General features: G+C 35.5%; 14 protein-coding genes. 6 read left to right on the top strand and 8 right to left on the bottom strand.

What is annotated here, in order from left to right; genetic code table 11:
* Positions 1–194: hypothetical protein (locus tag ACEN2H_RS14895; RefSeq protein WP_441733711.1), on the bottom strand; the 194-nt coding region annotated here is incomplete at its 3' end.
* Positions 195–572: 378 nt separating this feature from the next.
* On the opposite strand from ACEN2H_RS14895, the gene thrS reads away from it, so the two are divergent.
* From thrS to ACEN2H_RS14870, 5 genes are all read left to right on the top strand, one after another.
* Positions 573–2,519, top strand: coding sequence for a threonine--tRNA ligase (gene thrS / locus ACEN2H_RS14890; RefSeq protein ID WP_441733710.1), 1,947 nt, complete (start codon positions 573–575; stop codon positions 2,517–2,519).
* Between the two features lie 17 nt (positions 2,520–2,536).
* Positions 2,537–3,094 carry a translation initiation factor IF-3 gene (gene infC / locus ACEN2H_RS14885; protein WP_441733713.1) on the top strand — a complete coding sequence of 186 codons (558 nt, stop codon included), beginning with the start codon at positions 2,537–2,539 and terminating at the stop codon, positions 3,092–3,094.
* Positions 3,095–3,198: 104 nt separating this feature from the next.
* Positions 3,199–3,396 (top strand): 50S ribosomal protein L35, encoded by a 198-nt coding sequence (gene rpmI, locus ACEN2H_RS14880; protein WP_007136182.1) that lies wholly within the window; start codon positions 3,199–3,201, stop codon positions 3,394–3,396.
* 130 nt (positions 3,397–3,526) lie between these two features.
* The gene (rplT, locus tag ACEN2H_RS14875; protein ID WP_007136183.1) at positions 3,527–3,871 is read left to right on the top strand and encodes a 50S ribosomal protein L20; all 345 of its coding nucleotides are present in this window, start codon (positions 3,527–3,529) and stop codon (positions 3,869–3,871) included.
* A 414-nt stretch (positions 3,872–4,285) separates the two neighbouring features.
* On the top strand, positions 4,286–4,714 hold the full coding sequence (locus ACEN2H_RS14870) for a hypothetical protein (protein WP_441733707.1): 429 nt from the start codon (positions 4,286–4,288) through the stop codon (positions 4,712–4,714).
* Between the two features lie 144 nt (positions 4,715–4,858).
* On the opposite strand, the gene ACEN2H_RS14865 is transcribed toward ACEN2H_RS14870, so the two are convergent.
* From ACEN2H_RS14865 to tgt, 7 genes are all read right to left on the bottom strand, one after another.
* Positions 4,859–5,770, bottom strand: a complete 912-nt coding sequence (locus tag ACEN2H_RS14865) for a glutaminase (protein WP_441733705.1) — start codon at positions 5,768–5,770, stop codon at positions 4,859–4,861.
* Between the two features lie 47 nt (positions 5,771–5,817).
* On the bottom strand, positions 5,818–7,077 hold the full coding sequence (locus tag ACEN2H_RS14860; protein ID WP_441733704.1) for an asparagine synthetase B: 1,260 nt from the start codon (positions 7,075–7,077) through the stop codon (positions 5,818–5,820).
* A 328-nt stretch (positions 7,078–7,405) separates the two neighbouring features.
* Positions 7,406–8,953, bottom strand: coding sequence for a replicative DNA helicase (gene dnaB / locus ACEN2H_RS14855; RefSeq protein ID WP_441733702.1), 1,548 nt, complete (start codon positions 8,951–8,953; stop codon positions 7,406–7,408).
* 140 nt (positions 8,954–9,093) lie between these two features.
* Complete coding sequence (locus tag ACEN2H_RS14850; RefSeq protein ID WP_441733700.1) at positions 9,094–10,047, bottom strand: acetyl-CoA carboxylase carboxyltransferase subunit alpha; 954 nt, start codon at positions 10,045–10,047, stop codon at positions 9,094–9,096.
* A 408-nt stretch (positions 10,048–10,455) separates the two neighbouring features.
* Positions 10,456–11,343, bottom strand: a complete 888-nt coding sequence (locus tag ACEN2H_RS14845; RefSeq protein ID WP_441733698.1) for a DMT family transporter — start codon at positions 11,341–11,343, stop codon at positions 10,456–10,458.
* The gene (locus ACEN2H_RS14840; RefSeq protein WP_441733696.1) at positions 11,330–12,418 is read right to left on the bottom strand and encodes an LptF/LptG family permease; all 1,089 of its coding nucleotides are present in this window, start codon (positions 12,416–12,418) and stop codon (positions 11,330–11,332) included. The genes ACEN2H_RS14845 and ACEN2H_RS14840 overlap by 14 nt, the downstream gene beginning before the upstream one ends.
* A gap of 66 nt (positions 12,419–12,484) precedes the next feature.
* Positions 12,485–13,615 carry a tRNA guanosine(34) transglycosylase Tgt gene (tgt, locus tag ACEN2H_RS14835; RefSeq protein WP_441733694.1) on the bottom strand — a complete coding sequence of 377 codons (1,131 nt, stop codon included), beginning with the start codon at positions 13,613–13,615 and terminating at the stop codon, positions 12,485–12,487.
* 620 nt (positions 13,616–14,235) lie between these two features.
* Here tgt and ACEN2H_RS14830 point away from each other — a divergent pair.
* A complete protein-coding gene (locus ACEN2H_RS14830; protein ID WP_441733692.1) occupies positions 14,236–15,855 on the top strand; it encodes a S41 family peptidase in 1,620 nt (539 codons plus the stop codon).
* Positions 15,856–16,112 lie beyond the last annotated feature (257 nt).

Genomic DNA, 16,112 nt, shown 5'->3' with positions numbered 1-16,112 from the left:
AAGAACGTCTGCGTTGTTGCGGGTGCAAAAGTACCACCTTTATTCACTAATTCAAGCTTTCTCAAAGCTTTTTTTTGACCTTTTCTTAACTTTAATTTTAAGTTGCTGAAATCGTGTGTTTTGAAGACGAAAGTTTTTTCCTCTCCCCGGCCCTCTCCGAAGGAGAGGGGGACTTTGTGGACAAGGTTTGACAATATATCCTATATTAAGCTAACAGTTATTCAGGAATTCACGAAGCCTCAATACCAAATAAAGCTTCCAGCCTTTGAAAGGCTGGAAGCTTTGTCAATATTGCGCTCCTTTTTAAACTTGCTCCTATATGATGAGGAGAGCGTTGTGGGAATTTTTAAAAGCGACTACCTAGCCCTGATAGAAGTGAAAATCCTTATATGCCGTCCCGAAACTTTGGGACGGCATATAAAATTGTAGCGGATAGCAGGAGATAGCTCCTAAAAAACATCAATTGATAAGGGTACAATTTGTTTTTGCTCGTATTATATAGAACAAACCTTCTCTATATATTGTGTGTATTTTTGTAATGGCCTATATTTGCATTCTTAAATTAACAAACAATGATTAAGATTACTTTGCCCGATGGGTCAGTTAAAGAGTTCGCGTCAGACGTAACTCCTATGGAGGTTGCTAAAAGCATTAGTGAAGGATTTGCCCGAAATGTAATTTCGGCTTCCTTTAACGGTACAACAGTGGAAACAACGACTCCTTTGACTACGGATGGCAGTCTTATATTATACACATGGAATGATGCGGATGGAAAGAAAGCTTTTTGGCATTCGACTTCGCATGTCATGGCACAGGTTCTTGAAGAAATGTATCCTGGTATCAAACTAACCCTTGGGCCTGCAATTTCAAACGGGTTTTATTATGATGTCGATTTTGAAGATCAGAAGATCACTGATGCTGATTTCAAAAAAATAGAAGATCGTGTTCTTGAGATTTCGAGAGGAAAACACGAATTCAAATTGCGCCCTGTTTCTAAAGCGGATGCATTAAAGCTATATAAGGACAATGTTTACAAAACTGAAATGATTACCAATCTTGAAGATGGAACAATTACGTTTTGTGATCACGATACGTTTACCGATTTATGCCGCGGAGGTCACATTCCGAATACTGGAATAATCAAAGCGATGAAAATCATGAGTGTTGCTGGTGCTTACTGGCGTGGTGATGAAAAAAACAAGCAGCTGACTCGTGTATATGGTACTTCATTCCCTAAACAAAAAGAGCTAACAGAATACCTACTCTTACTTGAGGAAGCAAAACGTCGTGATCATAGAAAACTAGGAAAAGAATTAGAATTGTTCGCTTTCTCTGCGAAAGTTGGACAAGGTTTACCTTTATGGTTACCTAAAGGGGCTGCTTTGAGAGAAAGACTAGAGCAATTTTTAAAGAAAGCACAGAAAAAGGCCGGCTACGAGCAAGTGGTTACACCACATATTGGTCAGAAAGAATTATACGTAACTTCAGGACATTATGCAAAATATGGTGCTGATAGTTTTCAACCAATAAGCACACCATCAGAAGGTGAAGAGTTTTTATTGAAACCAATGAACTGCCCTCACCACTGCGAGATATACAATGTAAGACCTTGGTCCTACAAAGATTTACCAAAGCGTTATGCTGAATTTGGTACCGTTTATAGATACGAACAAAGTGGAGAATTGCACGGATTGACACGTGTACGTGGATTTACCCAAGATGACGCACATATCTTTTGTACTCCGGAACAACTGGACGAAGAATTCAAAAAAGTGATTGACTTAGTGCTATACGTGTTTGGTTCCTTAGGCTTTGAGAATTTTACGGCTCAGATCTCTTTAAGAGATAAAGACAATAGAGAGAAATACATAGGAAGCGATGAAAACTGGGAAAAAGCAGAAAACGCAATCATCAATGCAGCAAAAGACAAAAATCTAGATACTGTCGTTGAATATGGCGAAGCCGCTTTCTACGGTCCAAAGTTGGACTTCATGGTCAAAGATGCTCTAGGCAGACAATGGCAATTAGGTACAATTCAAGTAGATTACAACCTACCTGAACGTTTTGATTTGACTTACAAAGGATCTGACAACGAACTACATAGACCTGTAATGATTCACAGAGCACCTTTTGGCTCAATGGAACGATTTATAGCCATCTTGTTAGAACACACAGCAGGAAATTTCCCACTGTGGTTAATGCCCGAACAAGCCATCATATTGTCTTTGAGCGAGAAATATGAAATATATGCCAAAAAAGTTTTAGATTTGCTAGAAAATCACGAAATTCGCGCTCAGATTGACAACCGAAACGAAACAATAGGCAAGAAAATCAGGGATGCTGAGATGCAAAAGACCCCGTTTATGCTGATTGTGGGAGAAGAGGAAGAAAAAAACGGTACCATTTCTATCCGTCGCCATGGACAGGAAGGGAAAGGTAATGTTACCGTAACAATAGAAGAATTTGCTTCGATAGTGAACGAAGAGATAAAAAAAACATTAAAAACATTTACAGTTTAACTTAAAATTACAAAGTCATAGCAATAAGAAGCAACAGAGGTTATCAACCTCGCGTAGAAAAAAAGGATGCCCACAGAATAAACAATCTTATTCGTGGAGTACAAGAAGTACGACTTGTAGGTGAAAACATTGAGCCTGGAGTTTTCAAACTTTCGGAGGCTTTAAGATTGGCTGACCAATTTGAATTGGATTTAGTCGAAATTTCACCAAACGCAGAGCCACCAGTCTGTAAAATCATGGATTACAAGAAATTTGTTTACGAACAAAAGAAACGTGATAAAATTCTGAAAGCAAAGTCAACTCAAGTCATTGTTAAAGAAATCCGTTTTGGACCTCAAACAGATGAGCATGATTATGAATTTAAGCGCAAGAACGCTGAAAAATTCTTAAAAGAGGGTGCCAAATTGAAAGCATTTGTTTTCTTTAAAGGTCGTTCGATCATATATAAAGACCAAGGACAAATCTTATTGTTGAGATTGGCGACGGACTTGGAAGAATTTGGTAAAGTGGAAGCGATGCCAGTTTTAGAAGGAAAGAGAATGATTATGTTTATTGCTCCGAAAAAGAAGAAATAGTATTCAGTTTACCGTTTTTAGCATTCAGTTTTGAAGCTTGAATCGTTAAACTTGAAACAAAAGATAAGTAAGTAAGTAAGAATAAATTAAAATACTAGGAAAAAATGCCTAAAATGAAAACCAAATCTAGCGCCAAGAAACGTTTTAAAGTTACTGGTTCTGGAAAGATTAAAAGAAAGCATGCTTTTAAAAGTCACATCTTGACCAAAAAATCTAAGAAACGTAAATTAGCTTTGACACATTCAGCGCTAGTTCACAAATCAGATATGAAAAGCATCAAACAACAATTAAGAATTATATAATCGACAATTATTAATTGTCAATTAAAAAAATAATTCTTTAGGTTAAAACAATTTAAAATAACCTTGGAGTATGGCCTTTAAGTTCCTTTGATTCAATTCGGGACGCCTGCTACAAAAAAACAATAAAATTATGCCAAGATCGGTAAATTCAGTTGCAAAAAGAGCAAGAAGAAAAAAAATAATGAAGCTAGCCAAAGGTTACTTTGGTAGACGTAAAAACGTTTGGACAGTGGCTAAAAATGCGGTAGAGAAAGCAATGTGCTACGCTTACCGTGACAGAAAAGTGAACAAAAGAAATTTCCGTGCATTATGGATCCAACGTATCAACGCTGGAGCTAGATTGGAAGGAATGTCTTATTCTCAATTCATGGGTAAAGTAAAAAAGCATAATATCGAATTGAACCGTAAAGTTCTTGCAGATTTAGCTATGAACCACCCTGAAGCTTTCAAAGCTGTACTTAATAAAGTAAAATAAACGTTTTATCAACTCAATTTAGCTTACTTACTTATATAGAAACCTCAATCGAAAGATTGGGGTTTTTTTGTTTTTTACGCTAATAGCACAAACCTGAGAGTATAATTAATTTAGGATTGCTATATTTCTATTCTAAGCAATATTTGATTAAGTTGGGGAGTATTCTATTCCTTTTTTACACCACCAAATGAATAAATTATTTTCGATACTATTACCTCTTATTTGTTCCGTTTGTTACGCTCAAACCAAATTACTAATTTGAAAATTAAAGAATTCTGGTGAATCGAAGTCGAACTCGTGGCAGAAACAATTCGAGAATATAACATTATATAGCAATTCAAGAAGTTGTTGCAGGATGCGGTGGTATCAAGCGGTCAACAAACTAGCCGCAGAGCTTACTCGAAAAGAAGAAAAATGAAATTACCTAATTTTAGCGAACCAACTAGCGGCAGTCACTATCTAAGAGAATGCTATGCATTTATTGTGAAAACGGCTAAGCTGAAGAAAACACGCTCCACTTCGCTTGAAAAAACCTTCCTTCTAGAGATTAAAAGGGAAGCCTTTTATTGCATTTATAAATATAATGATACACAATTTACCGTAGTGAATTTTCATGCTGTTCCCAAAACTAACGAGCCTAAACGTGCGATTAACTATTTAAAAATATTAACCGATGGATATTCTACTTTGAATTTGATTTTCGTCGGAGATTTCAATTGCCGCCAGTACCTTGCTGTTTTCAAACCATCAAAAAAAATCGGATATAAATCTATTTTAGTTGGACAAAATAAACTCCTTAAAATAAAAGTGCAAAAACAACAAGTGTCTGACCTCAGAGTATGACAACACGCACTACAAAAAACACTAAAAACAAGAACTTATACTCAGGAAGTATTTCTTTTATCAGAAATTCTAGTCTCTAAAAGAAGCAAGAAAGGTATCCGATCATATCCTATATGATTTGAATTCTCTCTAAGTTGATTACGCTTAGAATACAGACATTCCCGTTTTTGTAGTCAATAATTCCAAGGCATGCATTCCTAGTTCTGAATTCCCTTTTTTATTCAGTTTGGGAGACCAGGTGGCCACTACAAAATTCGTAGGGAATAAAGCAACTATGCCACCACCGATCCCGCTTTTACCAGGTAAGCCTACTCTATAAGTGAATTCACCCGATTCATCATAAAAACCACAAGTTTGCATCAGAGCATTCAGCCTTTTCACCTGACTTTTAGTCAAAATTTGCTTTCCTTCTCTAGTTTTTCCCTCATTGGCAAAAAAGAAAAAAGAATGTGCTAACTCTTTACAAGACATTTCTATAGAACATTGATGAAAATAAAAATCTAATACTTCATCAACATCATTATCAATATTACCGAAGGACTTTAAGAAATTAGCCAACGCTGAATTTCTAAAACGAGTATCTTTCTCAGATTGTGCAACAGCTAAATTATAGTCAATGGCTGGGCTTCCAGAAATCATCCTTATATATTCCAGAAAGTCCTCTTTTGGATTATCCAAAAATGAAACTAACATATCAGCAATGACAATAGCACCTGAATTTATGAACGGGTTTCTTGGAATTCCTTTCTCATACTCCAGTTGTATTAGGGAATTAAAAGCGTTTCCTGAAGGTTCCACTCCGACCCTTTTCCAAATTTTTTCATCCAAAAAAGAAAAAGCCAAAGCCACTGTTAAAGCTTTAGAAATACTTTGAATCGAAAATCTTTCATTACTGTCCCCAATCCCGAAATCTTCCCCTGCTATAGTTGTAAGATGAATTCCAAATTTATTTGGGTCCACTTTAGCTAATTCCGGAATCGTCGCGGTTACATTTCCACTAATTCGACATGTATTTGACTCCTGTAGTATTTCCTTTAAAATAGATTTAAAATTCATTTATGCTATAAAATTGAAATTTAGTGCTTTCTAAAAAAAGCAAAGTATTAGGTTTTTTGTTTTTTCTTTCTAGCTGCTGGAAACAGTACATTGTTTAGTATTAATCTATAGCCTGGTGAGTTAGGATGCAGATCTAAAACGGTGGGACTATCACCAACCTGATGCTGAAAATCCTCGGGGTCATGGCCTCCAAAAAAAGTAAACATTCCTTTCCCTTTTTCACCGTGAATATAGCGTGCTTCGCCATTAAGTTCACAACTTCCCATGATTAAAACATTAGACTTTATTAAGGCAGAATCGAAAGAAGTGGTCTGTCCCATAAAGCCTTTTACCAGTTGCGTGTGATTTTGACATAACATACTAGGAATAGGATCCCATTTTGCAGAAAACTCCATTAGAGTAAAATAATCTTTTTCCATTGGAATTCTTCTTTTCTCCGTCATATCAATATCCGAAAACTCATATTTTTCTGGTCTTCTTTCCAATATAAAATCTTTAAATGCAAAAGAATTTGAGTAATTCATCTTCGATTGATAATTGGCTTCACTTTCATCTCCGTCGAACATAGGTTCACATATGTCAACTCCATCGGCTGCTAACGCAATATCAAAACTATCAGTTGCAGAACACATCGCAAACATGAATCCGCCACCAACGACAAAGTTTCTTACTTTTTTAGCAACATCCGCTTTTTCTTGAGAAACTTTTGCATAACCTAACTTAGTTGCCAGTGCCTCAGCTTCGGTTTTTTGTTCTATGTACCAAGGAACATTTCTATACGCTCCAAAAAACTTTCCGTACTGTCCCGTAAAATCTTCGTGATGCAAATGCAACCAATCATAAAGCACTAACTGGTCGCTTAAAACTTCTTCGTCATAAATAGCAGTAAATGGAATTTCGGCATAGGTTAAAACCAAGGTTACGGCATCATCCCATGGATGCTTGCCCTTCGGAGTATAAACAGCAATTTTGGGAGCCTTCTCAAGGATAACCGTTTCCATATTTTGAGACGGACTGGATATTTCATCAAGAATTTTTGCTTCTTCATTGTCAGAAAGGATCTCAAAACTTACGCCACGAATCTGGCATTCTTTACGTATTTCTATAGCATCCGGCAATAAAAACGATCCTCCGCGATAATTCAGTAACCAACTGGCTTTATAATTTTTCTCTAAACACCAAAATGTAATCCCGTACGCTTTCAGGTGGTTCGTTTGCGTATTTTCATCCATTGGCAACAAAATAAAAGAAGCTTTTGTTGATATGGCTAGAAGTAAAAAAAGACAACACAATACTCTTTTGGACATAGTCATTGATTTATTTAATATCAAAGATAGGGAAGCAAAGGATTTAAATGAGTCAATTACCCTTTTAAGTATATTACTTTCTAACAATAAAATTAAAAAAGAGAGAAGCATGAAATAAAATGCCGCCCACCCTAGTAATCAAAATACTTGAATAATGGACCAAAACCAGTTTAAAGCGCCCCTAATATAATTACAATTATCAAAGACGCTACTAACAATAATTAATAGATTTTAAGACGCTTAGTGACTAGGCTTCTTGGAGAAAAAAGCCTCGATGCAAAAAAATACAGACCAAAAAAAAGCCTATTAAAATAGGCTTTGGGTATTTCTAAAAAGGCATGTCACTATCATCGTCATCATCATCGTTCAAATTACTTCCAAATGCTTCATGAGCAGAAGGAAGACTCTTTGTTATAAACGGATTATCATCCTGATTCATTGATGAAGGCAAATCATCATAACCACCTGTATGATCTTCTAGGTTGTCAAACTTTCCAAGATGTCCAATAAACTTCAAACGAACGTTTTCAATACTACCGTTACGGTGCTTGGCAATCATAATTTCTGCTTGACCAGCTGTGTTTGAAGCTTCATCATCATCCCATTCGTCAATTTTATAGTATTCAGGACGATACAGGAAGGACACAATATCCGCATCTTGCTCAATCGCACCCGATTCACGAAGGTCAGAAAGCAATGGTCTTTTACTAGAGCCACGGGTTTCAACCGCACGAGATAATTGGGATAGTGCGATAACAGGAACATTCAATTCCTTAGCCAGTGCTTTTAAATTTCGGGAAATAGTAGAGATTTCTTGTTCTCTATTTCCGCCTCCTTTACCATTTCCTCCGGCAGTCATCAGTTGCAAGTAATCTACAATGATGATTCTAATTCCATGTTGCGAGACTAAACGTCTTGCTTTGGCTCTTAAATCAAAAATGGAGAGTGATGGGGTATCGTCAATAAACAATGGTGCTTTTTCCAAATTTTTAACTTTGGTACTCAACTGTTCCCATTCATGTTTTTCTAGTTTACCAGTACGTAATTTCTCTGATGACAAACCTGTTTCAGAAGAAATCAAACGAGTAATTAACTGTACTGATGCCATCTCCAAAGAGAACAGAGCAACAGGTATTCCGTAATCTATTGCCATATTTCTGGCCATTGATAATACAAATGCAGTCTTACCCATCGCGGGTCTTGCCGCTATAATAATTAAATCACTCGGTTGCCAACCGGAAGTGATTTTGTCTAATTTTTCAAAACCAGTAGCCACACCACTCATTCCTTCCTGACCAGCAATTTCTTCAATACGTTTTTTTGCCTGTAGGACTAAACTTTGCGCCGTTTCCGAACTTCTTTTTATATTTCCTTGGGTCACTTCGTACAACTTCGATTCGGCTCTATCTAGCAAGTCAAAAACATCCGTTGTTTCATCGTAGGACTCTTCAATTATTTCAGAAGAAATCCGAATCAAACTTCTTTGAATGAACTTTTGAAGAATAATTCTGGAGTGGAATTCAATATGAGCTGATGAGGAGATCTTTTGCGTAAGCTGAATCAGGTAGAAATCTCCACCTGCTAAATCTAACTTTGCATTTTTCTTTAATTGTGCTGATACCGTCAACAAGTCAATAGGCTGTGTGTCCGTAAACAATTGTACAATCGCCTCAAAAATATGCTTGTGTGCTTCTTTATAAAAAGCATCTGGCTGGAGTATGTCAATAACATCATCAACACCTTTTTTATCAATCATCATGGCACCCAGAACGGCTTCTTCCAGCTCTAGTACTTGAGGTGGTAACTTCCCTTTTTCAAGGTTTATAATTGTGGTTTTATCTACCTTAATTGGGTTTATATTTTTGAAGTTTTCCATAAAGCGAAAGTAAGATAAAATTAAAAAAAATCGCCATTGACTTATTACAAATATCTGTTGATAAGTAACTCTATTTTGTTTATAACCAAAAAAAAATCCGAAACGGTGAGGCTTCGGATTAGTTCTGGTTTTGTAAGGTTTTACTCTTTATATTCACCCATATTACTGTATTTATCCATCCTTTGGGCAATTAAGTCTTTTGTTGATAACTCTTTCAACTCACTATAGCTCTTCGTGATATATTGTTGCACTGTTTTGAAAGTAGTCTCCCTATCATAATGTGCTCCTCCTAAAGGTTCAGGAATAATATCGTCAATCAATTTCTGTCTTTTCATGTCTGATGAAGTCAATTTCAAAGCTTCGGCAGCTTGTTCCTTGTACTCCCAGCTTTTCCATAAAATAGAAGAGCATGATTCCGGCGAAATTACCGAATACCAAGTGTTTTCCAACATATAAACTCGGTCTCCCACTCCTATTCCTAATGCTCCACCTGAAGCACCTTCACCTACGATAATAGTAATAATAGGCACCTTAAGACGAACCATCTCGAAGATATTTCTTGCAATTGCCTCTCCTTGTCCACGTTCTTCGGCTTCCAATCCCGGATAAGCTCCCGGAGTATCTATTAATGTTAGAACAGGAATACCAAACTTCTCAGCCATTTTCATCAATCGCAAAGCTTTACGATAGCCTTCAGGATTAGCCATCCCAAAGTTTCTATATTGTCGCGTTTTAGTATTGTATCCTTTTTGTTGTCCGACAATCATAAAAGATTGGCCGTCAATTTTTCCCAAACCACCGATCATGGCTTTATCATCTTTAAACCCTCTGTCTCCATGCAGTTCTAAAAAAGTATCTCCACAAAGAGCTCTAACATGATCTAAAGTATAAGGTCTACTTGGATGTCTTGACAACTGTACACGTTGCCATGCTGTCAAGTTTTTAAAAATATGTTTTTTGGTTTCTATTAGTTTCTTGTTGATTTGTTTACACGTATTGGTAACATCAACATCAGATTCCTCACCGATCACTTGACACTTTGCTAACTGATCTTCTAGTTCTTTTATAGGAAGCTCAAAATCTAAATATTCCATAGGATTTGTGCGTTTACGTTTTTAATTTTGAAGTGCAAATATAAAATATTAAATCATTCATAAGCCCTAATTTTCAATTTAAGTCTTAAAAACCTAACCCAACACTTTTAAAAATAGGCTGAGATATCGGCTAAAACTAGAATCTGTATGAATTTAAAATCGGTAAATATTTATAAATAAACACATTAGTACAGCTTCTTATACATTCTAAATGTGATTCAGAGCTTAGAATATAAAACCCTAAAGTACCACAATATCACTTTTTTTGTTTGTCAATGTGGTTCTGGATTTGTATCGCCTGTTCATTAGTAAAACAATTCTATTCGAGATTTAAATGTGAGGATTGTTAAGCAAGTTCTCTTTAACGTCTCATCCTAGTTAGGCTAAAATCCAAGAGAGCGGTACTCTCTATGCGTCAACCGATTTGTCTTTGTGTTTGATAATTCCGTTCAGGATCACCGTAATTAAAATTATGACGGCTCCAATATAAAACGAAGAACTCATTTTTTCTTTTTCGCCTATGATGAAATAAGCCAAAATTATTCCGTAAACCGGTTCTAAGTTTGTAGTAAGCATTACCGTATAAGGACTCAGTTTTTCCATTACCTTCACAGATGCCGTAAACGCATAGGCGGTACAAATCGAAGCCAAAATTAACAGCAGCATCCAGTTATTGAAGGACAGAACAAAGAAGTCAAGCGAGAATTTGTTTTGGTACAAAAAATAAATCGAGATAAAGAAAACTCCAGAAATGAACTCATAAAAAGAGATTACCGAGCTATCATGATTTTGAATCAGCTTTCCGTTCATCAGTGTGAACAATACTCCCAGAATGATAGAAATCAAAGCGTATATCATTCCTTCAAGGTAGCTAACCTCGACTTTCATTATCATTCCGAGTCCACCAATTATGATAAGGCCAAAGAACACTTCATACCACAGTACTTTTCTCCCATAAAAAATAGGCTCTAGCAGTGACGCAAAAAAAGCACCCAATGAAAAAACAGAAAGTGTTATGGAAACATTAGAAACATGTATGGCATGGAAAAAAAAGACCCAGTGCAAGGCAATCAACAAACCCACGAAAATCAGTTTCAAAAAAGATTTTACGGGAATTCGGAAGGATTTTTTCTTTAACACGATAAAAGCGGATAAAAATACCGCTGCAAGCAGCATTCGATACCAAACTATAGCATCGGCAGTAATGGAAATTAATGCGCCCAGAACGGCCGTAAAACCCCAGATGAACACAATCATATGGAGATTTAAGTAACTTTTGAATTTATCGTTTTGCATTCCGTAGTAAAAATATAGCTAAAATTCCGAAAATTAGATTAGGAAACCAAACCGCAATAAGAGGAGAAAAACTCGATTTTTCAGCAAGTACCCCAAATATTTTGTCAAAAAACACATAGGCAAATGCTAATGCAATTCCTATGGTAAGATTCATTCCCATTCCTCCCCTTCGCTTCATTGAAGAAACAGAAACAGCAATTATCGTCAAAATGAAGGCCGACACCGGCACGCTGAACTTCTTATACAAAACGACCATATAGACGTTTATGTTAGAAGAGCCACGCTGCTTTTCCTTGTCAATAAAATCGTATAGTTCAGTTAAACTTAAGGTTTCGGCTATATAGATCACAGGAGTCAAATCTTCTAGGTCAAAACTAAACTTTTCGTTTTTCTCTGGCATTTTCTCTATTTTATCTCCCAATGACCCCACGGTTCTTTTTGTATAATCATACATAGTGTAGGTGCTGTCTTTTGGATTCCATTTTATCCTGCTAGCTGTAATTTTAGAAACCAGTTTCTCTTTCTTAAATTTCTCTAAGGCAAAATTAAAAGCTAATTTAGATACGGGATTGAAACTGTTGACATAAAGAAACTCATTATCATTAATTTGCCTGTAGACGTCTGTATTGTCTCCCCGCACCTGATCTTGCCCTCCCCCTTTTAAGTAGGTGTATCTAAAGTTGTTAAAGCCTTCGCTAGATGCAGGAACCACCCAAAACCCCATCAGTAAAACAAAAACCGAAATAATCGAGGCCCCAATAATGTAGGGTCTTAAAAATCGTGAAAATGAAATTCCAGAACCTAAAATGGCAATAATTTCGGTATTATTAGCCAGTTTAGAGGTAAACCAAATTATAGATAAAAACAGGAATATCGGAAATAAGGAGTTGGCAAAATAGATCGTAAAATGAAAATAATAAATCGCAATTTCCGTTAACGGAATTTTGTTTTCTATCATTTTATTCACCTTCTCAGATACATCAATAACAATCCCAATAGGTATAAACATCAATAACATGGCCGCAAAAGTGGCTAAGTATCTTTTCAGAATGTATCTATCTATTATTGTCAGCATAAGAGTATATTAGGTTATTCGTTTAAATCAATTAACCGAATAAACGATTAATCACTTCAACCAATTTTATAATCGCTGGTTCATATTCTTTACCATCATTTCTTTCCACGGTCTGAAATCGCCCGCTAAGATATGTTTTCTGGCCTCACGAACCAACCACATATAAAACCCCAGGTTATGAATCGTAGCAATTTGTTTTCCCAGAAATTCATTGGCAGCAAACAAGTGACGCAAATACGCTTTCGTGTATTCCGTGTCCACATAAGTGATGGCCATTTCGTCGATTGGCGAAAAATCATCTTCCCATTTTTTGTTCTTGATATTGATCGTCCCGTTAGCAGTAAACAACATTCCGTTTCTGGCGTTACGCGTAGGCATAACACAGTCAAACATATCAACCCCAAGGGCAATGTTTTCCAAAATATTAATTGGAGTTCCCACACCCATCAAATAACGGGGTTTATCTTCTGGTAAAATTTCGCAAACTATTTCCGTCATGGCGTACATTTCCTCAGCAGGTTCTCCTACCGAAAGTCCACCAATAGCGTTTCCTACTTGGTTTGAATTGGCAATATATTCCGCTGATTGCTGACGTAAGTCCTTATAGCAACTTCCTTGTACAATAGGAAAAAAAGCTTGATCGTATCCGTATTTCACGGGTACTTTATCTAAATGATTCACACATCGGTCTAACCAGCGGTGTGTCATTTTCATAGAGCGTTTTGCATAATTATAGTCACAAGGGTAAGGTGTACATTCATCAAAAGCCATGATAATATCAGCACCAATGGTACGCTGAATTTCCATTACATTCTCTGGTGTAAAAAAGTGGTAAGAACCGTCAATGTGCGATTTAAACTTCACCCCTTCTTCCTTTATTTTTCGGTTTGCTGAAAGTGAATACACTTGGTATCCACCAGAATCGGTCAGAATGTTCCTGTCCCAATTCATGAATTTATGCAATCCACCCGCTTTCTCCAGGATTTCCGTTTGCGGACGCAAGTATAGGTGGTAGGTGTTTCCCAAGATAATATCTGGGTTTATATCTAGTTTCAGTTCCCTCTGGTGCACCCCTTTTACTGAGGCTACAGTACCCACAGGCATAAAAATTGGTGTTTCAATCACACCGTGATCAGTAGTAATGCTTCCCGCTCTAGCTCTGGACTGCGGGTCTTTTTTTAATAAATCAAACTTCATAATACCATTTTTCTACCGATTGTTCGGCGCGCAAAGATAGGTTAATTTGAAACCAGCATCAAATAAATGTTTTTCTACAAATGAAATAAAAAAGCATCCCGAAAGCGACCGGAATGACAAACAAAGTTTAAATACATTTTCGGAAGAAAACCAGAGAACTAGATCAATTTAAAAATGAAGTAGCATTTAGAAATTCCAATTTAATAATGGTTTAAAAGCATTTTTTTTTCTGAAATAAAGAACCTTAAATTATCTGGGCGTCCCCTCCGCCAAAACTTCGGTCAGGCTATTCGCTATATTCCCGATAAGAAAAACTGCGGCTAAAAAAGGCCTTGTTTTTCTAAATCGGGAGATGCCGCTGCTATCCTTGACGCAAAGAACTGAAACACCAAAAAAACTATTGCAATAGCAAAACAGGATTTGCAAAAAGTAAATTGACATTACCTACAAATCGTTATGGCATATAACTATTAAAGAACAAAGCTGGCTAACTCGGTATGCTGGAATTATTAGCCAATAGCAGTAGCAAGGCTACCAAAATTTACAGCCCGCAAACACAAAAATCCTGCTACAAATAAAAAGTTCATTTGCTGTTTCATAAGATAATTAGTATATATTTGATGATCGATAAGACTTACTCTAGTCAGACCTATCTACCCGAAATTGGGGGTGATAGGTCTGATTTTATCAGACCTCTAAACAAGATAGCAATAATTTTAGAAAACAGAACTATGAAGAGAACAACAAAAGTAATTTTAATATTTTTTATTTCATTTTTCGTAAACGGACAATCAATTGACGAGCCATTTACGCAGATGGAAATGAAGCAAGATTTTGAAATTTTTAAACAAATATCAAAAAAAGCAAATTCAGGACTTTTTAAATACCGAACCAAACAACAAATTGACAGTATTTACAATTGGGGTAATCAACAAATTGAAAAAGCTAAATCTTATCGGGATTTTTACAACCTAATTTGCACAATTTCTAACTTTGAAGGAAGTTTGCACAATGATGTTTTTTTACCAAAAAAATATGCTGAAAATTTGAAAAATGAAACTTATGGTTATTTTCCATATCCTATTAAATGGATTGATGACAAATGGCTTGTAAATATTGATGGTAAACATATTCCTTTGGGTTCTGAAATTGTTGAAATAAACGATACAAAAATCGAAAAAATCATTCCTGAACTTTATAAATATTATTCGACTGATGGAAACAATCTAACAGGTAAAAGAATAGGTTTAATGACTAGTTTCTCAAAATATTACAGACTTCATTATGGATTAACAAAATCATTCAATATAAGTTGTATAAATTCTTCTACAAAAAAGTTAGAAACTAAAAGTGTTGAAAGTATTGGCAATAAAGCGTATTTTGAAAATTTCAATAAGATCCATTCAATGCCATTAGACGTATTTCGTTTTGCCAATCTAAAAGAAAACCAAAAGTATAATTACAAACAACTGGATTCATTAACTGGTATTCTAACCGTTCATACTTTTGCTATGGGAAATGAAACTACCAATGAACATAAAAAATATCAACAATTTTTAGATAGTATTTTCATTGATATTAAAGATAAGAATATTAAAAACTTAATAGTAGATGTTCGTAATAATGGTGGTGGACAAGACCCAAATGATTTAATTACTTATTCTTATTTAACCAATAGAAATTTTCAAGAGAACAAAGAAGCGTGGATAAGCTTTAAGAAAATTCCATTGATAAATTATTATAATATTAGAATACCAAAATTTATTAGACCATTAGTCGTTGGCAAGTACAACAAACAGTTTCAAAAAGAATTTCCATTAGAAAAAGATGAAAAATTTTATCAAGATGAAAATTCGGACGACCATAAAACTAGAGCCCCAAATCAAAATGCCTTTACTGGCAATGTTTATTTGTTAACAAGTCCAAGAATTGCATCAGCAGGAAGTCTTTTTGCAGCGATGTTAGCAGGAACTGAAAATACAATAACTATTGGAGAAGAAACGATGGGTGGATATTATGGACACAATGGACATTCACCATTAGAATATAAATTACCAAAATCAAAAATCGTAATAAAATTTTCAGTTGTTAATTTAGAACAAGATGTTCCCAAAAAAGAAAATCAAAAAAAAGACAGAGGTATATTACCCGATTATGAAGTCACTCAAACTTTTAATGACTTCATAAATAATATTGACACACAAATGATTTTTACATTGGACTTAATAAGAAAAAAATAAAAACTGGTGTTTACACGGGTTTTGCGTCAGGCGCGCTGAAGGGCAAAATTCAATGGCAGTTTTTCAATTAAACTTTAGTAATAAAACTAGCTTTTGTGCTTCGATTTCCCGCCCGAGCGCAAAGCCCCAAAACATTGTATGTAATTTGTCAAAAGTAAGTATAATGAACTCTAATTAAAATGGCTGAATTCAAGTTACTAATGCAACTTTTTGGTTAAACATATAATTTGGTGTTTCAAAATTAAATCTTTTTCTCG

This window comes from Flavobacterium sp. W22_SRS_FP1 (genome assembly GCF_052113685.1).
Classification (GTDB): Bacteria; Bacteroidota; Bacteroidia; order Flavobacteriales; family Flavobacteriaceae; genus Flavobacterium.
Note: the sequence above shows the minus strand (reverse complement) of the source record. Positions and strands in the feature narration are given on the sequence as shown.